Source organism: Candidatus Methylobacter favarea (assembly GCF_902806695.1).
GTDB classification, from domain to species: Bacteria; Pseudomonadota; Gammaproteobacteria; order Methylococcales; family Methylomonadaceae; genus Methylobacter_B; species Methylobacter_B favarea.
Map to the genome: position 1 here is coordinate 1 of NZ_CADCXN010000102.1, position 21,279 is coordinate 21,279.

At 46.4% G+C, this 21,279-nt stretch carries 24 protein-coding genes and 1 pseudogene; 18 read left to right on the plus strand and 7 right to left on the minus strand.

Features of this window, described 5'->3' with window-relative positions; all coding sequences use genetic code 11:
* Positions 1-193 precede the first annotated feature (193 nt).
* Entirely contained in the window at positions 194-355 is a 162-nt protein-coding gene (locus HUX64_RS15770) for a hypothetical protein (protein WP_246247073.1), read from the plus strand.
* A 185-nt stretch (positions 356-540) separates the two neighbouring features.
* Here HUX64_RS15770 and HUX64_RS15775 read toward each other — a convergent pair.
* A pseudogene (locus tag HUX64_RS15775) lies at positions 541-1,576 on the minus strand (IS481 family transposase).
* Between the two features lie 341 nt (positions 1,577-1,917).
* Complete coding sequence (locus HUX64_RS15780) at positions 1,918-2,220, minus strand: MAPEG family protein (protein ID WP_217426573.1); 303 nt, start codon at positions 2,218-2,220, stop codon at positions 1,918-1,920.
* A gap of 264 nt (positions 2,221-2,484) precedes the next feature.
* Between HUX64_RS15780 and HUX64_RS15785 the strand changes: the two genes are divergently transcribed.
* Together HUX64_RS15785 and HUX64_RS15790 are read left to right on the plus strand one after the other, a co-directional pair.
* A complete protein-coding gene (locus tag HUX64_RS15785) occupies positions 2,485-2,829 on the plus strand; it encodes a phage integrase N-terminal SAM-like domain-containing protein (RefSeq protein ID WP_174627175.1) in 345 nt (114 codons plus the stop codon).
* Complete coding sequence (locus HUX64_RS15790; RefSeq protein ID WP_174627176.1) at positions 2,826-3,191, plus strand: tyrosine-type recombinase/integrase; 366 nt, start codon at positions 2,826-2,828, stop codon at positions 3,189-3,191. The genes HUX64_RS15785 and HUX64_RS15790 overlap by 4 nt, the downstream gene beginning before the upstream one ends.
* A gap of 160 nt (positions 3,192-3,351) precedes the next feature.
* Here the strand turns inward: HUX64_RS15790 and HUX64_RS15800 are convergent, their stop codons facing one another.
* Positions 3,352-5,061 carry a proline--tRNA ligase gene (locus HUX64_RS15800; RefSeq protein ID WP_174627177.1) on the minus strand — a complete coding sequence of 570 codons (1,710 nt, stop codon included), beginning with the start codon at positions 5,059-5,061 and terminating at the stop codon, positions 3,352-3,354.
* A gap of 234 nt (positions 5,062-5,295) precedes the next feature.
* On the opposite strand from HUX64_RS15800, the gene dhaL reads away from it, so the two are divergent.
* Positions 5,296-5,943, plus strand: a complete 648-nt coding sequence (dhaL, locus tag HUX64_RS15805) for a dihydroxyacetone kinase subunit DhaL (RefSeq protein WP_174627178.1) — start codon at positions 5,296-5,298, stop codon at positions 5,941-5,943.
* Here dhaL and dhaK read toward each other — a convergent pair.
* Together dhaK and HUX64_RS15815 are read right to left on the minus strand one after the other, a co-directional pair.
* Entirely contained in the window at positions 5,926-6,915 is a 990-nt protein-coding gene (gene dhaK / locus HUX64_RS15810) for a dihydroxyacetone kinase subunit DhaK (protein WP_174627179.1), read from the minus strand. The two genes, dhaL and dhaK, sit on opposite strands and share 18 nt — an antisense overlap.
* Before the next feature lie 132 nt (positions 6,916-7,047).
* Entirely contained in the window at positions 7,048-7,902 is an 855-nt protein-coding gene (locus HUX64_RS15815) for an HAD-IIA family hydrolase (protein ID WP_174627180.1), read from the minus strand.
* Between the two features lie 443 nt (positions 7,903-8,345).
* Here HUX64_RS15815 and HUX64_RS15820 point away from each other — a divergent pair, with 443 nt between their 5' ends.
* Positions 8,346-9,737 (plus strand): undecaprenyl-phosphate glucose phosphotransferase, encoded by a 1,392-nt coding sequence (locus HUX64_RS15820; RefSeq protein ID WP_174627181.1) that lies wholly within the window; start codon positions 8,346-8,348, stop codon positions 9,735-9,737.
* Positions 9,738-10,028: 291 nt separating this feature from the next.
* The gene (locus tag HUX64_RS15825; RefSeq protein ID WP_174627182.1) at positions 10,029-10,259 is read left to right on the plus strand and encodes a PA3496 family putative envelope integrity protein; all 231 of its coding nucleotides are present in this window, start codon (positions 10,029-10,031) and stop codon (positions 10,257-10,259) included.
* 226 nt (positions 10,260-10,485) lie between these two features.
* Here the strand turns inward: HUX64_RS15825 and HUX64_RS15830 are convergent, their stop codons facing one another.
* Positions 10,486-11,529, minus strand: coding sequence for an asparaginase (locus HUX64_RS15830; protein ID WP_174627183.1), 1,044 nt, complete (start codon positions 11,527-11,529; stop codon positions 10,486-10,488).
* A 74-nt stretch (positions 11,530-11,603) separates the two neighbouring features.
* Between HUX64_RS15830 and HUX64_RS15835 the strand changes: the two genes are divergently transcribed.
* On the plus strand, positions 11,604-12,119 hold the full coding sequence (locus HUX64_RS15835) for a dihydrofolate reductase (protein ID WP_174627184.1): 516 nt from the start codon (positions 11,604-11,606) through the stop codon (positions 12,117-12,119).
* Positions 12,120-12,151: 32 nt separating this feature from the next.
* On the opposite strand, the gene HUX64_RS15840 is transcribed toward HUX64_RS15835, so the two are convergent.
* Positions 12,152-12,388, minus strand: coding sequence for a DUF7230 family protein (locus HUX64_RS15840; protein WP_174627185.1), 237 nt, complete (start codon positions 12,386-12,388; stop codon positions 12,152-12,154).
* Positions 12,389-12,471: 83 nt separating this feature from the next.
* On the opposite strand from HUX64_RS15840, the gene mnmG reads away from it, so the two are divergent.
* From mnmG to atpA, 11 genes are all read left to right on the plus strand, one after another.
* Complete coding sequence (gene mnmG, locus HUX64_RS15845) at positions 12,472-14,343, plus strand: tRNA uridine-5-carboxymethylaminomethyl(34) synthesis enzyme MnmG (RefSeq protein ID WP_174627186.1); 1,872 nt, start codon at positions 12,472-12,474, stop codon at positions 14,341-14,343.
* The gene (gene rsmG / locus HUX64_RS15850) at positions 14,343-14,990 is read left to right on the plus strand and encodes a 16S rRNA (guanine(527)-N(7))-methyltransferase RsmG (RefSeq protein WP_174627187.1); all 648 of its coding nucleotides are present in this window, start codon (positions 14,343-14,345) and stop codon (positions 14,988-14,990) included. The genes mnmG and rsmG overlap by 1 nt, the downstream gene beginning before the upstream one ends.
* Complete coding sequence (locus tag HUX64_RS15855) at positions 14,978-15,748, plus strand: ParA family protein (protein ID WP_174627188.1); 771 nt, start codon at positions 14,978-14,980, stop codon at positions 15,746-15,748. Before rsmG ends, HUX64_RS15855 begins: the two co-directional genes overlap by 13 nt.
* 5 nt (positions 15,749-15,753) lie before the next feature.
* The gene (locus HUX64_RS15860) at positions 15,754-15,978 is read left to right on the plus strand and encodes a hypothetical protein (protein ID WP_174627189.1); all 225 of its coding nucleotides are present in this window, start codon (positions 15,754-15,756) and stop codon (positions 15,976-15,978) included.
* Positions 15,979-16,044: 66 nt separating this feature from the next.
* Positions 16,045-16,893 carry a ParB/RepB/Spo0J family partition protein gene (locus tag HUX64_RS15865; protein ID WP_174627265.1) on the plus strand — a complete coding sequence of 283 codons (849 nt, stop codon included), beginning with the start codon at positions 16,045-16,047 and terminating at the stop codon, positions 16,891-16,893.
* Between the two features lie 298 nt (positions 16,894-17,191).
* Positions 17,192-17,515: an ATP synthase subunit I gene (locus HUX64_RS15870; RefSeq protein WP_343034414.1), complete on the plus strand. Its 324-nt coding sequence runs from the start codon at positions 17,192-17,194 to the stop codon at positions 17,513-17,515.
* A gap of 28 nt (positions 17,516-17,543) precedes the next feature.
* On the plus strand, positions 17,544-18,320 hold the full coding sequence (gene atpB / locus HUX64_RS15875; protein ID WP_174627191.1) for a F0F1 ATP synthase subunit A: 777 nt from the start codon (positions 17,544-17,546) through the stop codon (positions 18,318-18,320).
* Between the two features lie 42 nt (positions 18,321-18,362).
* Positions 18,363-18,650, plus strand: a complete 288-nt coding sequence (gene atpE / locus HUX64_RS15880; RefSeq protein WP_174627192.1) for a F0F1 ATP synthase subunit C — start codon at positions 18,363-18,365, stop codon at positions 18,648-18,650.
* Between the two features lie 41 nt (positions 18,651-18,691).
* On the plus strand, positions 18,692-19,162 hold the full coding sequence (locus HUX64_RS15885; protein ID WP_174627193.1) for a F0F1 ATP synthase subunit B: 471 nt from the start codon (positions 18,692-18,694) through the stop codon (positions 19,160-19,162).
* Positions 19,163-19,185: 23 nt separating this feature from the next.
* The gene (locus tag HUX64_RS15890) at positions 19,186-19,719 is read left to right on the plus strand and encodes a F0F1 ATP synthase subunit delta (protein ID WP_174627194.1); all 534 of its coding nucleotides are present in this window, start codon (positions 19,186-19,188) and stop codon (positions 19,717-19,719) included.
* Between the two features lie 16 nt (positions 19,720-19,735).
* Positions 19,736-21,277 carry a F0F1 ATP synthase subunit alpha gene (gene atpA, locus HUX64_RS15895; RefSeq protein WP_174627195.1) on the plus strand — a complete coding sequence of 514 codons (1,542 nt, stop codon included), beginning with the start codon at positions 19,736-19,738 and terminating at the stop codon, positions 21,275-21,277.
* Positions 21,278-21,279: the final 2 nt, after the last annotated feature.

The window sequence follows — 21,279 nt, forward strand, 5'->3', positions numbered from 1 at the left end:
AGTTGAAGCTAATGTCCGCGAGCGCAATGTGAAGGCTACCCCCGTCAATTGGCGCTTTACCACCCAAGAGGCACGACGGAAGCTGGCTCGGCTTTATCCTTGTACTTCATCATGACTGACTACTAGTTACACGCATTTGCCCGAGGCGGTCTCATTTACGATTCATAATCATGCGAAATATTTGCTGAATAAAATGTGGGAAGCCGAAGATTTTGAAGAAAAAATGAAACACGAGATGCAGTTGATCCGCTTTATGACCACGGTACATGAAGATGCGCGGTTGAACCTGGAAGGGGCGACGCCTGGAAACTTGCCGGAAAGGACGCTGAACTTAATCAATGGGATCCATTACTGAAGTATCTCTCCACGAACTTACCCTACCTCAAATGAGTGAGTCAAGAGCAAGAGCAAGAGCAAAAGAATCAGGTCTAGCAATCAAGCATTTTTGAATTAGCTCTTATTAACGGCTCTACTAACTTGTAGTAGTTCAGACTTAGCCTGACAGCTGACTGGTTTTTAGAGGTGTCTGTCAGGTTAAATTCAGCCTGGAAATTTTTCCTTCCAGACGGTTTTGCCATCTTGTAATGTCGCCATAGGCATTCGCCCGCAACACATTTTACCCTGATGAGTTCGCTTATTATTGTAATAATCGAGCCAGTCGTCCAAATCTTTTTGCAGGGTGGCCAATTCGTTATACAGGTTCTTGCGTAAGGCCACGGGGTAAAACGCCTGCAGGATCGTTTTATGGAAGCGTTCACAAATACTGTGGGTTTGCGGTGATCGTACTTTAGTTTTACTGTGTTCACTATCATTAATCGCCAAATACAGCTGATAATCGTGGCTTTCTGCGCGTCCGCAATACTCGGTGCCACGATCCGTTAAAATCCGTAGCATCGGCAACTGTTCTTCAGTAAAGAACGGCAAGACTTTATCGTTCAATAGATCGGCGGCCGTCAGCGGCGTCTTGGTCGTATAAAGTTTGGCAAAGGCGACTTTCGAATAAGTGTCGACAAAGGTGTGCTGATACACCCGTCCGACGCCTTTAAACGTGCCGACCTAAAAAGTGTCGTGGGAACCCAGGTAACCTAAGATGCGCCGTATCGATTTCGCCGCTGAATTCATCGTCCTGGCGTTTCTTCTCCAGGGCGGCCGCTTGTGCCTCCGTCAGGATCAAGCCTTGCTCAGCCACCTTGGCCTCTAAGGCCTTCAAACGCTCTTTAAAATTGGCCAAGTCATGGCGTAACCAAATACTGCGCACGCCGCTGGGCGATACGATCACTCCCGCCTTACGCCATTCATTGCTGACCCGAAGCTGTCCATGCGCCGGCTAAGCCAACGCCTGATTGAGCACCGACTGTTCGGTCAGCTCATCGACCCGATTCTTCAAATTCGGTTGCCGGCGGCTTTTATCAAACAGGTTTTCAAGTCCACACGTTTCAACGGCAGCTTTATAGCGGTAAAAGATGTTACGCGACAAGCCCATCGTTTTACACGCCCGAGACCCATTGCCCAGTGCTTCAGCCAGATTCAACAAGCCGACTTTAGGTTTGATGATGCTTGCGTTATTCTCTAACAGGAGGGTTACCTCTTAATGGTCTGATAAAAATTCGACACTTCTATCTAAGCAGTAACCCTCTCTCTTTTCAAGAGCGGTGTCAGGTTAAGTCTAAACTTCTACACTAGCTAAGAGCTCTATTACTCATTTCAATCTCTTTAAGAAATTTATTCGCTTATGACACAAAAACCCAGCGTATGAATATTAGGGGTCATGAATATTAGGCATATATATTAGCGCGGTAGGATGCGGTTCGTTTTTCACCACCTCCTACCGCGCTCACGCACGCTCCAACGATTGTTGTGATGCCCCAACGCATGAATTAAGCCGAGCCGCGAAGCGGCTTCGGCTTGAATGAATTGTTAGGCTGCGGCTCGGGTAACTGTGCTCCAAATTGCCGCAGCCGAGAGAATAAATGTGGGAATTACGGTGAACGCGAATTCATAGCGGCATTTAGCTGGATCCGCGAGGTATAGATACCGGTGCAGCGCGGGCAGAAAACCTACTAACTGCTCAAGAGTATTCATGTGCACGCGAAAGGCGCGCTCAAAGAGTTCATGCCCGGAAGTCGCAGGGGCCTTGACTCTGTGCTGCCTCCGGGCGCGTCCAACCAGAATGCCGAAAAGGAAGAACTGGAGAACCGCCAGTATCGTAACGATATGCACCTAGTTCATTCGGGTTTCCTTGAAACTTTCACCGCAGCCAACTATCAACTTATCAGGCAAATCTGCCTGATAAGTTGATATTACCCGGGTATTCAGGCATTTTTGCTTTGATACTGCAGCTGACATATCCGCCTCGATAACTTGATACCAACTATAAAATCAGGCCGATTTGCCTGCGTAATTAAATTGCAATTCACTATAGCTGGTAGCAATCCAATGTCAAACACAAAACCGCCTGCTTTGTAGGAGGATGTTGATGGCATTATGCGCCTTAAGCATTATTCTATTCACACTGAGCGCACTTATTTCGACTGGATCAAGCAGTTTGTCAAATTCCACCGCACGAGTGAAAAGCCGCAAGTGTTCATTGACAGCGAAGCGAAAATCGAGGCGTTATTAACTTATCTGGCGAAGGTTCGTAAGGTCGCCGCAGCTACGCAAAATCAAGCGATGAAGACGTTGGTGTTTTTGTATAAGCAAGTGCTGGAAAAGCCGCTGGAAAAACGGATTGATGCGATTCGTGCAAGCAAAAACCGGTATATTCCGGTGGTGTTGCCGGTGGACGAGGCGGAACAGATATTGATGCGGCTGGAAGGCGTGGCGCGTTGATAGTTAAAATTCTCTACGGCAGTGGTTTACGAATTACCGAGGCGGTGCGGCTTGGAGTGCAGGATGTGGATTTTGATTATAAGCAGATTACTGTGCGTTCCGGCAAGGGCGACAAAGACAGGGTAACGACGTTTTCTGCAACGTTGATTACGCTGTTTAAAAAACATCTTGACAAGGTAAAGTTGATACACGAAAAAGATTTGGCGGGAGGATTCGGAGCGGTATATCTACCGTATGCGCTGGAGAAAAATACCCGGCCGCCGCTAAGGGATGGGGCTGGCAATAGGTATTTTCTGTGCGCTTGCTGTCGGTTGATCCATAGTGCGGTGTTACCAGGCGGCTGCATATCGATCAGTCGCTGATCACAAAGCGATTAAAGCTGGGGCAAAGCAGGTTGCTATCAGTAAGCGGGTTAGCGCACATACTTATCGCCATAGTTTTGCCACACATTTGCTGCAACGCGGCACTGATAGTTGCCCGACAAGGGAAGTGGATAGGGCTGAGTAGTTATGATTTATCTTTTCAAACCAGCTTCGCCTTCAGGAAGCTGATGACATCCGCAAACGGGATTTCCTCGTTTGCCCCAGCGGTTCTGGATTTGTATTCAACGGTGCCGGAATCCAGGCCGCGATCGCCGATAACCAGGCAGTGCGGAATACCGATCAGTTCCATATCGGAAAACATAAAGCCGGCGCGCACTTTGCGATCATCAAACAATACGTCAATCCCCGCAGCCAGCATTTCCTGATACAGCTTTTCCGAGGCCTCTTTCAGACGCTCGGATTTGTGCATGTTCATCGGGCAGAGCGCGACCTGGAAGGGCGCAAGATTAGTTGGCCATATGATGCCTCTGTCGTCATGGTTTTGCTCGATGGCTGCCGCGACCACACGGGAAATGCCGATGCCGTAGCAACCCATCAGCATGATTTGATTTTTACCGGCTTCATTGATAACGCCGGCTTTCATCGCTGCACTGTATTTGGTGCCCAACTGGAAAATATGACCGACTTCAATGCCACGGGCAATGGTAATTTTACCCAGGCCGTCCGGGCTGATATCGCCTTCAACTACCATGCGGATGTCTTCAATTTGTATTGGCAGAGGTACATCGCGTTCCCAGTTGACGCCCTGATAATGCTTGCCATCATGATTGGCGCCGCAGACAAAATCAGACATTAACGCCGCGCTGCGGTCAGCTATGATTTTAATGGTTAAGCCTATCGGCCCGATGGAGCCAGGCTTACAGCTACAGGCACGGCTTATTTCTTCATCATTGGCAAAGGCTAAGGGGGAGGCAATGCCGTCAATTTTTTCCGCTTTGATTTTATTAAGCTCATGATCGCCTCTTAATAACAAAGCGGCCAAAGTATCTTCTTCGCCTTTGACAATCAAGGTCTTAAGACATTGCGCCGGGGCGATATTCAAAAATTGGCAGACTTCTTCAATACTATGCTGATTTGGGGTATCAATTAACGTTAATTCAGCGGTTGCGGAACGGCGCAGTCCTTCAGGCGTAACGGCTTCGGCTTTTTCAATATTGGCTGCGTAATCGCTCACTGTTGAGAGAGCAATTGCATCTTCACCGGAATCGGCCAGGACATGAAATTCATGCGATACCGCTCCGCCGATTGAGCCGGAGTCGGCGATGACTGGGCGGAATTTCAGTCCCAAGTGATTAAAAATGTTGCTGTAAGCCTGATACATCACGTCATAGGTTTCCTGCAATGAGTCCTGATCCATATGAAAGGAATAGGCATCTTTCATAATAAATTCGCGCGATCGCATGATGCCGAAGCGGGGGCGGATTTCATCGCGGAATTTGGTTTGTATCTGATAATAAGTAACAGGCAATTGCTTATAACTTTTAATTTCATTACGCGCCAGATCGGTAATGATTTCTTCATGCGTCGGGCCCAGGCAGAAATCCCGGTCATGGCGATCTTTCAGGCGCGCCAGTTCCGGCCCGTACTGCTCCCATCGGCCGGTTTCCTGCCACAGTTCGGCAGGCTGCAGAGCCGGCATCAGGACTTCAAGCGCGCCGGCTTTTTCCATTTCTGCTCGGGTGATTTTTTCCACCTTGCGCAATACCCGCAGTCCTAAAGGCAGCCAAGTATACAGACCGGCTGCCAGTTTACGGATGAGCCCGGCGCGCACCATCAGTTGATGGCTGGCTATTTCAGCGTCGGCAGGGGTTTCTTTAACGGTATTGAGCGGAAATTGACTGGTGCGCATGAGGTTTTAAAGAGATGAGAAATAAAAAATTATATTTTACAGAGATACTGAGGATTTAGTCATCCGCTTATCATGATTAATTCTGGCTATCTCAAATCTGAAAAAAAATAAATAGCGCCGGAAATTGCCGATCTATCGGACTATCTGCCTTGGTAAAAATATCTATTTACTGGACATATAGGTAAAGGTCACGTTATCTTTAACATATAATTACTCAATAAATTCAGAACAGCCATGCAATTTACTCCTGCATTATTGCCGAGCCTGATTCAGGCAATAGCCGAAACAATCGAAAAAAATGCCGAAGAGGTAACCGCCCTGGATCAAGCCATCGGCGACGGCGATCATGTGATTAATCTGCAGCGCGGCATTCAAGCTCTCAGGCCGCAGAGCGCGGAATTAGGCCAGCTCGATTGGGCGGCGGCCTGGCAGAAAATCGGCATGACTTTAATGAGCACGATGGGCGGCGCATCGGGTTCGCTTTACGGCACCTTATTCATAACGATGAGCAAGGCCGGCCGTGAACGCGCTCTAAAGCTGCCAGCCTTTGCCGAGGTTTTCAGTCAGGGCGTAACAGCAGTCAAACAAAGGGGGAAGGCGGACGCAGGCGAAAAAACCATGCTCGATGTACTCATTCCGGTAGCCGAAAGCCTGAAGCAGGCCGCGGCAGATTCTGCGGCGCTGCCTGAAGCTCTGAAAAAAATCACTGAGGCTGCTATTGCAGGCATGGAATCCACTCGTGATATGGTAGCCACGAAAGGGCGGGCCTCTTTTCTGGGAGAGCGCAGTCGGGGCCATATCGATGCCGGCGCCAAAACGGCCCAATTAATAATTTGTACTATCGCGGATGTATTGGCGGGGCATTCAGCAACCCCATCGTAGCGCGGCGGTATGGACGGGAGCATCCCAAAGACGCATCAGCTCTTCATCGAGAAGGCTCAGGGTGATCGAGCAGCCGGCCATATCGAGTGAGGTGGTATAGTTGCCGATCAGTGAGCGGCAGATGCTGACGCCGCGCTGCTCCCAAAACCAGGAGGCGAGTTCATAAATCAGATGCAGCTCCATCAGGGGCGTTGCTCCCAATCCATTCACATGCAATAACGCAGGCTGGCCTTCTTGCGGCTTCAGTTCATCATTAATGGAAGTGGCCAATCGGTCTACAATCTCACTGGCGCTGATTAAATCTATAGTTTCACGGCCGTGTTCGCCATGGATGCCCACGCCCATTTCAATTTCATTATCGCCGAGATCGAACATAGGCTTGCCCAAGGCAGGTACCGTGCAACTATTAAGTGCTACGCCCATGGAGGCTGTAGCCTGGTTGACGCGATTGCCCAGGGCTTTGCAGGCTTCCAGACTGGCGCCGTTTTCCGCCGCCGCGCCGACGATTTTCTCTACAATCAGAGTGCCTGCTACACCGCGCCGCCCGGTGCTGTGGGTTTTCGGCAAGGACACATCATCGCTGACCAGTACTGTTGCCTTCGGACATTCCAGCATTTCCGCAGCGATTTCAAAATTCATCACATCACCCGCATAATTCTTGACGATAAATAATACGCCGCCGCCATTTTCAACCGCTTGCGCGGCAGCCAGCATTTGGTCAGGCGTAGGAGAAGTGAATATCTGGCCCGGACAGGCGGCATCCAGCATACCCGAACCCACAAAACCGGTATGTAAGGGCTCATGCCCTGAACCGCCGCCGGAAATCAGTGCGACCTTGCCTGACTGGGCAGGTTTTATGCGTTGGATAAAGTGCGGTTGGGGGTTGAACCGGATAATATCGGCATGAGCTTTGGAAAAGCCGCGCAAGCTTTCGTCAAGCAGAGTATCGATGCTATTGATGAATTTTTTCATGGTAGCGGCTCCCCTGGTTTTTTGAGTTTTTCAATGGTAGCGCGTGCTGTCCACAGGATCAATTCGCTTTTTCATCTGCCGGCAATGGCAATAAGAAATCAGGGCAGGGAAGAAAACAAAATAACTAGGTGTTTAATAAGGTTCCATCGATAAATGTTGACTTCTTAATGCGTGTGTTAGCGCGCGTATATCCGCCATGACCCAGGTCGGCTGAAAATCCGATGTTTCCAGATCTTCTTGCGTGGATATGCCGGTTAACACCATGAGGCTGCGAATGCCGGCGCGAATGGCGCCGAGAATGTCTGTTTCCAGCCGGTCGCCTATGGCTATAGTCTGGGCCGGGGCAACGCCCAATAGCGCGAGAGCCTGCTGGTACATGATTGGCTCCGGCTTGCCGATGATAATGGGCGCTACGCCTGTAGCCGCCTGCAATGCCGCCAGAATTGCACCGTTGCCATGCGTGACGCCATGCTCTGTCGGGAGGGTGACGTCGGCATTGGTGCCGATGAATTTAGCTCCTGCCCGGATATTTAGCGTAGCGGTCGCCAATTTATCCCAGCTCAGGGTTTCATCCTTGCCGCAGACAACAATGTCTGCGCCTTTATGCGAAGTATTACTGCCGCTGTTATTGACTTCATATAGCCCGGTCAAGGTAAACCCGCGATCTCTGAGCGGTTGCCGGGCTCCGTCTTCACCCAGAACGAAAACCCGGGTATCGCCCGGATCCGTGTGCTCAGCCAGATACAGTGCTGTCGCCATGCCGGAGGTTAGAATATCTTTTGGGGCTACTGTTACGCCCATTCGGGCAAGCTTGACCGTATATTGCTGCGGCGTCAGGCTGGCATTGTTGGTCGCCAGGATAAAGCGGATTTCAAGTTCATACAGGGTTTGGAAAAAGTCTGTCAACCCCGGCAGCGCCTGATTGCCCTGCCATAAAACGCCATCCATATCAATGATAAGCGCATGAATATTATTAAAAGGTTCCATATGAATTCTTCTTGAATAATCCTGAGTTTTTGAATGCACGTTCCTGAATACCAGGGCTTCAACTCTCCTGGCTCATTACCTGTAGCTGCATAACATATTTTGCAGTATCGGAAGAATAGCATCCTAGGCACATAAATAGATTAAGCGAGTATTGTATGATGATTAGTCCAGACGGCAACTCTTCTTTGTTGGGATTAAGTTAGCATTGCCCGAATTTAATAATATTAGCCAGTATGGGGTATTAAAATCATATGTTCCATTTTGAGGCATATCCATTTTTAACTGCTTGGAATTGGTGCGCATGGCGGCGGCATGAACAATTTATGGTCTTAAAAATTTAACAATTACTATAACTTATAACATCTTGAATAGCTTATTACTGATTGGCTCATAGTTTGCTCATTAACTGGCAGATAAGTAATTATTTTTAGCATTACGCGATTATGCAGATAAATGAGCTTCCCTTGATACGTTTTATTCGTTATGCCATAAGTCCTGTAGTCGTGGCAGGGCTGTTAGCGTTATTGGCACAGATTCATGGTATTGCTTTTGCTGGACCCTACCTGGTGTTGGCGGCCCTGGTGTTTTTGCTGGTATTGCAAATATTGGGTGATATAGATCTGGAGTCGAATTTTAAGCGATTTTGGATATATATTATCAGTCTGGTTTTTATTCGCTGGCTTATTGTATCAGGAATACTGGTTTTTATCGGCTATATGGCCGGACTGGCGGATACACTCGATCCGGATTTGTTAATGCAGTGGGTTAAACTAACACCCTTTGTGCTGGTGGCTGCGCATCTGTTTTTAAGATTTCTGCTTTGTCGGCTTTATTCGGGCCAGGCTTTGCGCACCGCGGTTATTGTCGGGGTAAACGAACTAAGCATCAAGCTGGCCAGACATTTGGAACAGCAACAGATGGCGGCGGTACACTGTCTTGGTTTTTTCGATGATCGTGGTTTGACGCGCTTGCAAAACGAACAACCCTTGTTAGGGAATCAGCACTTGTTGGGCAGTTTGAAAGACACCGCCCATTTTGTAAAGGACGGGCAAATTAATGTGATTTATATTGCCCTGCCCATGGCCGCACAATCGCGTATTCATGCCTTGCTGGAGGAGTTCGGTGATACCACAGCCTCTATTTATTATCTTCCCGACGTATTCATGTATGATCTGATTCAGGAACGAATGCTTAATATTCACGGGGTGCCGCTGGTCGCTTTATGCGAAAGCCCTTTTACCGGCATTAATGCTCTTATTAAACGGCTTTGCGACATAGTGCTGTCGACAGTCATTCTATTAACTTTAAGCCCGTTTCTGCTTGTGATTGGTACGGGCGTCAAACTGACTTCTCCAGGGCCTGTATTATTTCGGCAAAAACGTTATGGGCTGGATGGCGAAGAGATCGACGTGTATAAATTTCGCAGCATGACTGTCTGCGAAAACGGCGATCAAATAACCCAGGCTAAGCGAAATGATCCGCGTATCACCCCCTTTGGCAGATTATTACGCAAGACTTCTCTGGATGAACTGCCTCAGTTTATAAATGTATTGCAGGGCAGCATGAGCATTGTCGGGCCGCGGCCTCATGCCGTTGCGCATAATGAGCTGTACCGCAAACAGATAAAAGGCTACATGATTCGTCATAAGGTCAAACCGGGCGTTACCGGTTGGGCGCAAGTCAATGGCTGCCGGGGTGAAACTGAAACGCTGGAGAAAATGCAGGCGCGCATTGAATATGATCTGGATTATTTACGCAACTGGTCGTTAATTCTGGACATTTTAATTATTTTACGGACTGTAAATGTGGTCATTAAGGGGCAAAATGCCTATTGAAATTCTTCGGCTTTACTTTATTTAAACCGGAATTTTTTTCATTTCATGGAAAAAAGGGCTTTAATTTTCAGTTTATTTAATATAAATCGCTAATATCTTGAAACTGTTTGTCTTCAAGCTTTACCGGGTTTTATTCCCGCTTCTGAATAAGGCCGGTTAAAGTTTAGTCTTATGTTTGCCGTTGTTATCCAGTGCTATCCCGGGACCCAAACCTCAAGGTAAAGATATTATTTTTTGCTTTATTTGTGTATATGATAGGATTTGCAAAAAATTCTTTATGGTGAGTTTAAAATGGCTAAAACATCTACCAAGTCAGTTGCCAAAACCGGTGCACAAAATAAACCCGAAACAGAGCAGGATAATACTGATATTTTTGATGACAATGAATATGCCGCGCTGCCAGATGGTATGGAAAAACAGGCGGTAAAAAGAGATGCCCGAAGAAAGATAGAAATATATTGGGAAAAAAGGAGATTAAAAGAAGAATTCGACGATTTTGATGAATCTGAATTTGGCTTTTAATTTTTAATGAGTTAGCTAAAAATAAACTAATGAAGTTAAAGGGCACGGACCCTAACTAAGGGGGTCAATGTTTTTCACCAAGTTCTCTCTAATCAGAGCCGTAAGAGTATAAGGTAGGTACTGTAGCCAGTTATATCGAGACTTTAGGTAACCTACGCCTTTTATTACTAAAGGCTGGTTAGTCAAAACAGTCAATTCGCTGTATTGGATTTAATTGCTGTTTATTTTATATGTCAAATCGGGCTAGCTGCTGGCCAACATGCTCACCCGCAATATCCTGATTAATAAAATTCATTATTTCCTGTTCATCGCTGAAGTTCCCGTAAGCCAGCAGCAGTTTTACATACGCAGCTTCAATAGACATATTCCAGATCATCGATGCCCCTTCTTCAATCAAGGTTCTGGTGCTGTAGTAAGTGTTATTGGATTCGATTGCCGGAGCCAGATAAACCCTGATTCCTGCTTCCTTGCAGCATTTGATAAACTCTCGCAGCGAATAGTTTTCGCCCCATTGCACCGATGCGCAGGCTGTACCGGAATGATATAAATCATGTAGAACCGCTTCTGTGCGTTCCAGATTAAAGTGGTCATAATTTAACCCCGGATAAGGCCTGATCATTAAAATTCGATCAGAAAATCTGGCTTTTAACTGCGGAAGTTGAGTTTGTGGTTGTGCGGCAGGTGAATTAAATAAAGTAAACCGCTGATTTTCAAATTGCATGTAACTTTTACCCTGGACGCTAAAAAAATCGCCGCTTAGCTGCAGGGAAGAGGCCAGGCGCGCGCCTTTGTGCAATTGCGTCAACTGTCCCTGATTTTGATAGGGCACAAAAACGCCAGCCTGACCTTTTTGCAGAATAAACTCAACGGCGCAGATAAAATTTTCAAGCCCGTTCGCTTCCGGATCAGCCAAAGGATAATCGCTTGAAACCAACAGAATAGGTGTTTTTATGGCATGGAAATAAAAGCTTAAGGCGGCGGCAGTAAAGCTAAGCGTATCGGTGCCATGCGTAATAATGATGCCGTCATATTGGTCCGGCTTTGCTGTTTCAATGGCTGCAATAATGGCGTTCCAGGCCGCAGGCGCAAGATTTTCACTTAAGATTTGAATGGGCTGGATAATGCGGAAGGTAATTTGTTGATGATTTTCGTAGTGCTGTTGAAACTGCTGGATCAATTTGAACTGAGCTGTGTTGGTGGTGTTAATTATGCCTTCAGTTGCAGTAGAGCCAATGGTTCCACCGGTGAATACAACCAGAATATTTTTCATAGTAGAGCGCCGCCGGGAGATTAAAGTCGGTTAAGAATATCAAACTAAATAATTTATTAACAATACCCGTTAAAATGAAAATATCATTAATCGTCGCAATGTCCAGCAATCAGGTCATTGGCAACAAGGGCCAAATACCGTGGCGCGTGTCAGCTGACCTTAGAAAATTTAAAAAGATCACCATGGGTTTTCCCATTTTAATGGGCAGAAAAACCTATGAGTCCATAGGAAGACCTCTTCCGGGCCGCACAAATATTATTATCAGCAGGAACCTTTCATTTCGAGCGGAAGGGTGCCTGGTTTTTAATACGATAGAATCAGCTCTAAAAAAGGCTTGTCAAAAAGCTGAAAAAGTTTTCATTATCGGCGGCTCAGCCCTGTACGAAGCCCTGCTACCGCTTGCAGATACGCTTTATATAACGCAAGTCCACAAGGAATTTCAAGGCGATACATTTTTTCCCGAATTTGACAGGAAGGACTGGTCTGAAGTGGAGCGGTACGATATCCGGTATGATCCGGAGGCGGGATTCAGCTATAGTTTCTTGAAGTTTGAGAGAGTTGTATTAGCCAACGCAAGTGAATCAGGATAACTCTGGATGAGCAGCGAGAGGAATTATGTTGCTCAGTGCCTGCTTATATTAGGATTGAAATTCCATGCTCTCAAAGACGAAACAGGAGGTTTTTCCAATAGTTCTATCGTATGTATTGGAAAAACCTCCTGTTTCGCATGCTTTTCCTTGCGCCTGTATTTGGTTTTATCGAAAAAGATTTGCGCTTTATTAAACTGGTGCGCGTATTTTGCCACGGGATTTTGAATGGAAATAATTTCCATAACTTTCGGATTTCTACGTTTTTTCATTATTTGCCTCTTATAATGGCCCAGGGTTTGTATAACTTTATACAAGGCATTACTATAGCATTTTTTTAGAGTAGATAGCGCTGGTGAAATTCAAAAAAGATTTTGACGTCATTATTGTCGGCGGCGGACATGCGGGCACAGAAGCCGCGCTGGCGTCAGCCCGTTGCGGAGCGAAAACGCTGTTGCTGACGCAGAATATCGAAACCCTGGGTCAAATGAGCTGCAATCCCGCCATTGGCGGCATAGGCAAGGGGCATCTGGTTAAAGAAATTGATGCGTTAGGCGGCATCATGGCTCAGGCAATTGACCTTGCCGGCATTCAATTCCGCATGCTGAATGCCAGCAAGGGCCCGGCGGTCAGGGCGACCCGCGCCCAGGCTGACCGCAGGCTTTATAAACAGGCGATAAGAAGCGCGCTTGAAAATCAGCCGAATCTGGCTTTATTCCAGCAGACTGTGGCGGATTTAATTGTTGAAGGAAACAGGGTAACCGGCGTTAAAACTCAAATGGGCCTGGATTTCACGGCCAGAGCAGTGGTGCTGACTACCGGCACTTTTTTAGGCGGTAAGATTCATATCGGCCTGGAAAATTATAGCGGCGGTCGCGCCGGCGATCCGGCCTCCATTGGCTTGTCTCAGCGGTTAAGGGAATTGCCGTTCCGCATTGACCGTCTAAAAACCGGAACGCCGCCGCGTATTGATGGCCGAACCATTGATTTCAATAAGCTGGAAAAGCAGCATGGCGACGAGCCTGTACCGGTTTTTTCGTTTATAGGCAAACGCGAGCAGCATCCCAGACAAATACCTTGCCATATTACCCGCACCAACAGCAAGACTCACGAAATTATCCGTGCCGGCCTGGACAGATCGCCTCTGTATTCAGGCCTTATTGAAGGCATCGGGCCGCGTTACTGTCCTTCCATTGAAGATAAAGTTGTGCGTTTTGCGGATCGTGATAGCCACCAGATTTTTGTCGAACCTGAAGGTTTGGATACCCATGAAATCTATCCCAATGGTATTTCCACGAGCTTGCCTTTTGATGTGCAGTATGAGTTTGTACGTTCAATGTCTGGTTTTGAAAACGCCGAAATTATGCGCCCAGGTTATGCTATCGAATATGATTTTTTTGATCCCCGGGATTTAAAAGCAGCGCTGGAAACCAAGCATGTGCAGGGGCTGTTTTTTGCGGGGCAAATTAACGGCACAACCGGCTACGAAGAAGCCGCGGCCCAAGGCCTGATAGCAGGGCTTAATGCAGCGCGTTTGGTGCAGGGGCTGGAAAGCTGGTGCCCTGGACGTGATGAAGCTTATATTGGGGTCATGATAGATGACCTGATTACGCGGGGTACGCAAGAGCCGTATCGGATGTTTACCAGTCGCGCCGAATATAGATTGTTGTTGCGTGAAGATAATGCCGATTTGCGGTTAACGGAAAAAGGCCGCGAATTAGGTTTGGTTAATGATGGGCGCTGGCAGGCTTTTGAGACTAAACGTGCGGCCATATCCCTGTTGCAGGACGGTCTGAAGAAGAAATGGCTCAGGACCGAAACGGAAGAAGCCGCACGTGTTGAACACTACTGGGGCAAGCCTTTATTGAAGGAAGCCAGTTTAATGGAGTTGCTCCGCCGCCCTGAAGTCGATGTACAGACGCTGCTGTCGTTTTTAGCGGGAGGTGATAATATTCCAGGGCAGGTCGCTGAACAGGTTGAAATACAGGCCAAATATGCGGGCTATATCGTAAGACAGCAATCTGAAATCGATAAGGCATTGCGTTATGATCACTTGCGGCTGCCTGATGCCCTTGATTATAAAGGTGTGCCGGGTCTTTCCAATGAAGTAAGCGAAAAGCTTAAATGTCAGCGGCCTGAAACTTTGGGGCAGGCATCCCGGATTCCCGGCATGACTCCTGCCGCTTTGTCCTTGCTGCTCGTATACTTGAAAAAGAAAAGCGCCTGATGGAAACGTGTCGCAGGATCCTGATTTCAGGCCTGCAATCATTAAATCTGAATATTTCCAAGGATAAAGTAGAGCTGTTGCTTGCCTTTATTAAGCTGATTGAAAAATGGAATAAAGCCTATAATCTGACGGCAGTGAGGAATAGGGAGGAAATGGTGCGGCTGCATTTACTGGATAGCCTGGCTATTATTCCTTACCTTGAAGGCAAACGGGTGATAGATATTGGCACCGGCGCAGGTTTGCCTGGTATTCCGTTAGCAATATGTTTGCCTGAAACCAGGTTTGCCCTATTGGATAGTAATGCCAAGAAAACTCGCTTTGTGCAACAGGCCGTACTCGAACTCAAACTTAAAAATGTGGAAGTTTGCCCTAATCGCGTGGAAACATATCATCCTGAAAAAAGCTTTAATACAGTCATTGCGCGCGCTTTTGCAGCTTTGCCCAATATCGTGAAATCAGCTGCGCATGTGCTGTCCAGAGATGGCGTCTTGCTGGCCATGAAAGGACGCCGTCCCGATTCGGAACTGGAGCAGCTTGCCCTAAAAACCACAGTTATACCGATCAGAGTGCCTGGAATTGAAGCTGAAAGGTGTTTGATCCGAATCCAATTGCCAGCAAAAGCTGAGGTAAGTCAGTGGGAAAAGTGATTGCCATAACCAATCAAAAAGGCGGCGTAGGTAAAACTACCACCAGCGTAAATCTTGCGGCTTCACTGGCTGCCGCCAGGCGGCAAGTGCTGCTGATAGATCTTGATCCCCAGGGTAATGCCGCGATGGGGTGTGGCGTGGATAAGGAAGCTGTTGACTATTCCAGTTATCATTTGCTGCTGGAACAGGTTCCAGCAGCAAAAACCGTTATTAATGTGCCGGCTATCGGTTTTTCAGTAGTGCCGGGCAATTCAGATCTCACGGCGGCCGAAGTTAAGTTAATGCAGACCGAGCACAGGGAGCGGCGACTTGCAGATGCATTACTTTCCATAAAAGGCCAGTACGACTATATTCTGATCGATTGCCCGCCGTCTTTAAATATGCTGACTCTTAATGCAATGGTGGCAGCACATAGTATACTGGTGCCTATGCAATGCGAGTATTATGCTCTTGAAGGTTTATCGGCGCTGATGAGTACGCTTAAAAGTATTCAGAATACCGTTAACCCCGATTTATATCTGGAAGGTATTTTACGGACTATGTATGACAATAGAAGTCGCTTAACGACGGATGTCTCGGACCAGCTGGTTGAATATTTTGGCGATAAAGTCTTCAGAACCTGTATTCCCAGAAATATTCGTTTGGCTGAAGCGCCAAGTCATGGATTGCCGGTGCTGATCTATGATAAATCGTCGCGTGGAGCTGTGGCATATATTGCCTTGGCCGGTGAAATGATCAGAAAAGAGAAAAGCAAATAAAAATAATGGCATTCATAAAACGCGGATTAGGCAGAGGACTTGAAACTCTATTAGCTGATGTGGCTGGCTTAACTGGTCGACAGCAAGAATCTGCAGAACTTAAAAAGGTGGATGATCAACCGGCACAGGCATTAAATAAAATGGAAAATCATAATCTGTTGCAAGAAGCTGAAGCTTTAAGAAGCCTGATTGATGAGCTTGAAGCAATTATTCAAGCCCGCCTTCAGTAAATTATTGCAGGTTTTGGCTTATATCGTATTGGTCCGGCTATGGCCATAAAAGAAAAAAATGAAAGCATGACGTTAAAAAAACGCGGACTCGGCCGAGGTCTCGGTGCCTTATTAGGTGAGGTTTCAGCCCAGGAAGAAAAGCACCACCATTTGCAAACCCTGCCCATAGAATATATGCAGAGGGGCAAATATCAACCCAGAAAAGATATTAATCCGGAGAAATTGCAGGAGCTGGCTGATTCTATAAGGGCACAGGGCATAATCCAACCTGTAGTGGTGCGAAAAATTGGTCCTGAAAAATATGAGATAGTTGCCGGCGAACGCCGCTGGCGGGCAGCGTCTTTCGCAGGACTGCATGAAGTGCCGGTCATTATCAAGAGCATAGATGATCGCGCGGCAATGGCAATTGCGCTGATTGAAAATATTCAAAGGGAAGACCTGAATCCTCTGGAAGAAGCAGAAGCCTTAAGACGGCTGCTTGATGAATTTGAAATGACCCATCAGCAAATTGCAGATGCTGTCGGTAAGTCAAGAGTTACGGTTACCAATTTATTAAGATTGATGGATTTGCATCCCGAAGTAAAAAAATTATTGCTGAACGGGCAAATTGAAATGGGTCATGCCAGAGCGCTGCTATCGTTAAATGGGCCTAAACAATTGGCGGCAGCCAATAAAATAGTCAAGGATGGTTTAACTGTAAGGGCGACTGAACGCATGGTTAAAGAAAGCCAAACCGATCCGAAAACACCAAAAATAAAAGAAATTGATAAAGACACCTGGCGCTTGCAGGAAGATTTGACAGCAAAACTGGGTGCAAAAGTATTAATTGATCATAAACAAAACGGTAGCGGAAAACTGGTGATTGCATATTCCAGTCTCGAAGAGCTGGATGGAATTCTCGGGCAAATTAAATAGCTTGATCAGTTAAACAACGCTACAGAAATAGCCATAAACGTGTCGGCTGATCAAGTCGCCTTGCCGGTTTTGGACCTGGGCCTGAAGGTCAGGGAGCGTGGGCAACCGGCAAGGCATTGTTGCTTTGTTGGCCCGGAGCGTAGACTTCCTCCCGATTAGGGGTCTCATCCCCAGCGGCATGTTTCCTTATTGCTTGCAATCCTCCTTGATTTAACCACGGCTGCGCTATATAATTTGCAAGTTATGTTTTCCAGTATTTAGTATGACAGATAGAAAATTATCTACTGTCAGTAAAATCTTGAATTACCAAATTCTGATAACAATAATAATGACAATCGGCTTCGCAGTTGCAGGCGGGTGGCCTAAAGCCTTATCGTCAGCTTTAGGAGGCCTCGCAGCTTTTATACCTAATCTTTATTTTGCCTTCCGAATAACCAACACAAACGGGCTGAAGGCAAGAAAGATCCTAAGAACTTTTTACCTTGGCGAGTCAGGTAAGTTATTGTTAACAGCTGCGCTGTTTCTTATAATTTTTCAAATCCCGGCTATACAAATATTACCGCTGTTGGCGGGATATATAGCAGCGTTATCGGTTTTTTGGTTTGCATTAATAATGGGCTGAATTTTTATTTTTTACTGAGAGGGGAACAATGGCTACTGAAGCTCATGCTGCACAGGGTGCAACCGGTTATATTATTCACCACTTGACACCCTTAAGTACAGGGCATGGGTTCTGGACACTGCACCTTGATACTTTGTTTTTCTCGGCTGTTTTAGGCGCTTTGTTTATCTGGTTTTTTAAGATAGCGGCAGACAAGGCAACATCTGACGTACCAGGAATAGTGCAAAATTTCGTCGAAATGATGATTGAATTTGTCGATACCCAGGTCAAAGACAGTTTCCATGGTAAAAGCAAATTAATCGCGCCTCTGGCATTAACCATATTCTGCTGGGTGTTCCTTTTTAATTTCATGGATTTATTTCCGGTTGATATCTTGCCTTTAGTCGGTTCATTAATGGGTCTTGAGTATCTGCGCGTGGTTCCCAGCACTGATTTAAATGCAACCTTTGCAATGTCCATAGCGGTTTTTTGTTTAATCATTTTTTACAGTGTCAAAATAAAAGGTCCTTGGGGGTTTGCCAAGGAGTTGCTATTTCAGCCTTTTGGTCCTTGGCTGATACCCTTTAATCTGGTATTAAAATTAGTGGAAGAAATAGCGAGACCTATTTCACTGGCGCTGCGTTTATTCGGCAACCTGTATGCCGGAGAACTGATTTTTATTTTGATTGCCTTGCTGCCTAGTTATATACAGCCGGTGCTGAGTTTTCCCTGGGCAATCTTTCATATTTTAATTATCACCCTTCAAGCCTTCATTTTCATGGTCTTAACTGTCGTTTACCTGAGTATGGCTCACGAAGATCACTAATTACTTTTTTCTCTTATAATTTAACAATACGTTGGAGGTATTATGGAAATTGCATCATTAGTTGCTGATGTGCAAGGTATGACAGCTATCGCGGTTGGGTTGATACTGGGTATGGGAGCGCTTGGAACTGCTATAGGCTTCGGGCTTTTAGGGGGAAAGTTCTTGGAAGGCGCTGCGCGGCAGCCTGAAATGGTGCCCATGCTGCAAGTGAAAATGTTTATTGTCGCCGGTCTTTTGGACGCGGTAACAATGATCGGGGTTGGTTTGGCGCTGTTCTTTACTTTCGCTAACCCATTCTTATCCGCTATACAAGCGGCTGCGGCTGGTTAAATTAAAGTTGCCTGTATTTACAGCAACAAGGGGAACGCATCGTGAGTATCAATGCTACGCTGATTGGACAAATGATTACCTTTGCGCTTCTGGTATGGTTTACCATGAAGTACATATGGCCGCCGTTATTTGACTCTTTAGAAGCACGTAGAAAGAAAATTGCTGACGGTCTAGCTGCGGCTGAAAGAGGTCAGGAAGAAGTAAACCTGGCTGAGAAAAGAGCTAAAGGCGTTTTAAATGAAGCAAAAGACCAATCTGCAGAGATTGTAACCTCGGCACAAAAACGTGCGAATGAAATTATTGAAGAATCAAAAGACATTGCTAAAAAAGAAGGCGATCGTTTGATTGTCGCAGCAAAGGCGCAAATTGACCAGGAAGTTCTGCAAACTAAAGAAAGTTTGCGTCAAGAAGTGGCTGCTTTAGCATTAAGTGCGGCAGAGCAGATTCTGAATGCTGAAATCGATCAAGCCAGGCATCAGGACATCATAAGCAAAGTCTCCAATCAATTATAATCAGTGACAGGAAAAGCAGCATAATGAGCGAGTTGGCAACATTGGCAAGACCTTATGCGGCGGCGGTGTTTAAAAGAGCTAAAGAGAGTGGGTCTACTGTAAAGTGGTCCGAAAGTTTGGCGTTTATGTCGGCTGTCCTGAATGATAAAGGTATGTCTGCGGTAATTGATAACCCAAAAGTAAGCAACGACAGGTTATCAACGCTAATGCTTGACATATGCCAGGGAAGGCTTGATAAAGAGGGTGAAAATTTTCTGAAATTACTGGTTCAGAACAACCGCTTAACCCTAATACCTTATATAGACAAGATTTTCGAGGAATATAAAGCAGCAGATGAAGGTTATGTCGAAGTGGAAGTATTTACGGCTTTTGCCTTCTCTGAAGAGGAAAATCTTAAGTTGATTTCAGCACTTGAAAAAAAACTGGGCAAAAAAGTCCATATGAAAATAAGCGTGGACAAGTCATTAATTGGCGGCGTTCTGGTACGAGCAGGCGATAGGGTAATTGACGGGTCTATCAGAGGCCAGCTTCAACATATGCAAAAGATTCTACAGTGAGAGTGAGAAAAAGCACATGCAATTAAACCCGGCTGAAATAAGTGATCTCATTAGAAAGAAGATCGAAAACTTCGACCTCAGCGCTGAAGCGCATACAGAAGGCACCGTGGTCAGCGTAACTGACGGTATAGTCAGAGTCCATGGTCTTTCGGAAGCCATGCAGGGTGAAATGCTGGAATTCCCCGGCAATACCTTTGGGATGGCACTCAATCTTGAAAGAGACTCGGTTGGGGCTGTGGTATTGGGCTCCTATCAGCACATTTCTGAAGGCGATACTGTAAAGTGTACCGGAAAAATTCTCGAAGTGCCTGTGGGTGAAGCTTTACTGGGCCGCGTCGTTGATGCGCTGGGTAATCCTATTGACGGCAAAGGTGCTGTAGCTACTACGGAAAAATCGCCTATTGAAAAAATTGCCCCCGGCGTTATTGCCAGGCAATCGGTAGATCAGCCGGTTCAAATCGGACTCAAGTCTATTGATGCGATGATTCCGATCGGCAGGGGGCAACGCGAATTGATTATTGGCGACAGACAAACCGGTAAAACAGCTATTGCGGTTGATGCCATCATTAATCAAAAAGGTACAGGCATTAAATGTATCTATGTAGCGATTGGCCAAAAACGTTCATCCATTGCCAATGTGGTTCGGAAACTGGAAGAACATGGTGCCATGGATCATACTATTATTGTGACGGCATCCGCGTCTGAATCAGCCGCATTGCAATTTATTGCCCCTTACACAGGCTGTTCGATGGGTGAGTTTTTTAGAGATCGTGGTGAAGATGCACTGATTATTTATGATGATTTGACTAAACAGGCATGGGCTTATCGCCAGGTTTCATTATTGTTGCGCCGTCCGCCTGGCCGTGAAGCCTATCCAGGAGACGTGTTCTATCTGCATTCGCGCTTACTGGAAAGGGCATCGCGTATTAATGCCGCTGAGGTAGAAAAACTGACTGGTGGTAAAGTTAAAGGAAAAACAGGCTCGTTAACGGCATTACCTATTATTGAAACACAAGGTGGAGACGTCTCGGCATTCGTGCCGACAAATGTAATTTCCATTACTGACGGTCAAATTTTTCTGGAAAGCAGTTTATTTAACTCGGGTATTCGCCCGGCTGTGAACGCCGGTTTATCCGTTTCGCGCGTTGGGGGCGCGGCACAGACCAAGATTATCAAGAAGTTGGGCGGAGGAATACGCCTGGATTTGGCGCAATATCGTGAGCTGGCCGCGTTTGCACAGTTCGCCTCCGATCTGGATGAAAATACCCGCAAGCAGATTGAACGCGGTCAACGTGTCACTGAGCTGATGAAGCAGAATCAATATTCGCCGATGTCGGTTGCGCAAATGGCGGTTTCTCTGTTTGCTGCCAATGAAGGCTTTCTTGATGGCATAGAAGTTAACAAAGTACTGGCTTTTGAAGCAGCTTTACAGTTGTACATGAAATCAGAACATGCTGAATTAATGAATAACATTAATGCGACGGGCGATTTTAGTGATGAAATAAAGCAGGGTATGCTAACCGCTATCCAGACTTTTATTAAAACTCATAGCTGGTAAGG

Bases quoted from the DNA above. Each gene is read 5' to 3' on its own strand.
- HUX64_RS15815 (WP_174627180.1), bottom strand. From the start codon at position 7,902: ATGGAACCTTTTAATAATATTCATGCGCTTATCATTGATATGGATGGC.
- rsmG (WP_174627187.1), top strand. From the start codon at position 14,343: ATGGAAACGTGTCGCAGGATCCTGATTTCAGGCCTGCAATCATTAAAT.
- dhaK (WP_174627179.1), bottom strand. From the start codon at position 6,915: ATGAAAAAATTCATCAATAGCATCGATACTCTGCTTGACGAAAGCTTG.
- atpB (WP_174627191.1), top strand. From the start codon at position 17,544: ATGGCTACTGAAGCTCATGCTGCACAGGGTGCAACCGGTTATATTATT.
- HUX64_RS15890 (WP_174627194.1), top strand. From the start codon at position 19,186: ATGAGCGAGTTGGCAACATTGGCAAGACCTTATGCGGCGGCGGTGTTT.
- HUX64_RS15800 (WP_174627177.1), bottom strand. From the start codon at position 5,061: ATGCGCACCAGTCAATTTCCGCTCAATACCGTTAAAGAAACCCCTGCC.
- HUX64_RS15825 (WP_174627182.1), top strand. From the start codon at position 10,029: ATGGCTAAAACATCTACCAAGTCAGTTGCCAAAACCGGTGCACAAAAT.
- HUX64_RS15830 (WP_174627183.1), bottom strand. From the start codon at position 11,529: ATGAAAAATATTCTGGTTGTATTCACCGGTGGAACCATTGGCTCTACT.
- HUX64_RS15770 (WP_246247073.1), top strand. From the start codon at position 194: ATGTGGGAAGCCGAAGATTTTGAAGAAAAAATGAAACACGAGATGCAG.
- HUX64_RS15840 (WP_174627185.1), bottom strand. From the start codon at position 12,388: ATGAAAAAACGTAGAAATCCGAAAGTTATGGAAATTATTTCCATTCAA.
- dhaL (WP_174627178.1), top strand. From the start codon at position 5,296: ATGCAATTTACTCCTGCATTATTGCCGAGCCTGATTCAGGCAATAGCC.
- atpA (WP_174627195.1), top strand. From the start codon at position 19,736: ATGCAATTAAACCCGGCTGAAATAAGTGATCTCATTAGAAAGAAGATC.
- HUX64_RS15835 (WP_174627184.1), top strand. From the start codon at position 11,604: ATGAAAATATCATTAATCGTCGCAATGTCCAGCAATCAGGTCATTGGC.
- HUX64_RS15860 (WP_174627189.1), top strand. From the start codon at position 15,754: ATGGCATTCATAAAACGCGGATTAGGCAGAGGACTTGAAACTCTATTA.
- HUX64_RS15785 (WP_174627175.1), top strand. From the start codon at position 2,485: ATGCGCCTTAAGCATTATTCTATTCACACTGAGCGCACTTATTTCGAC.
- HUX64_RS15820 (WP_174627181.1), top strand. From the start codon at position 8,346: ATGCAGATAAATGAGCTTCCCTTGATACGTTTTATTCGTTATGCCATA.
- HUX64_RS15865 (WP_174627265.1), top strand. From the start codon at position 16,045: ATGACGTTAAAAAAACGCGGACTCGGCCGAGGTCTCGGTGCCTTATTA.
- atpE (WP_174627192.1), top strand. From the start codon at position 18,363: ATGGAAATTGCATCATTAGTTGCTGATGTGCAAGGTATGACAGCTATC.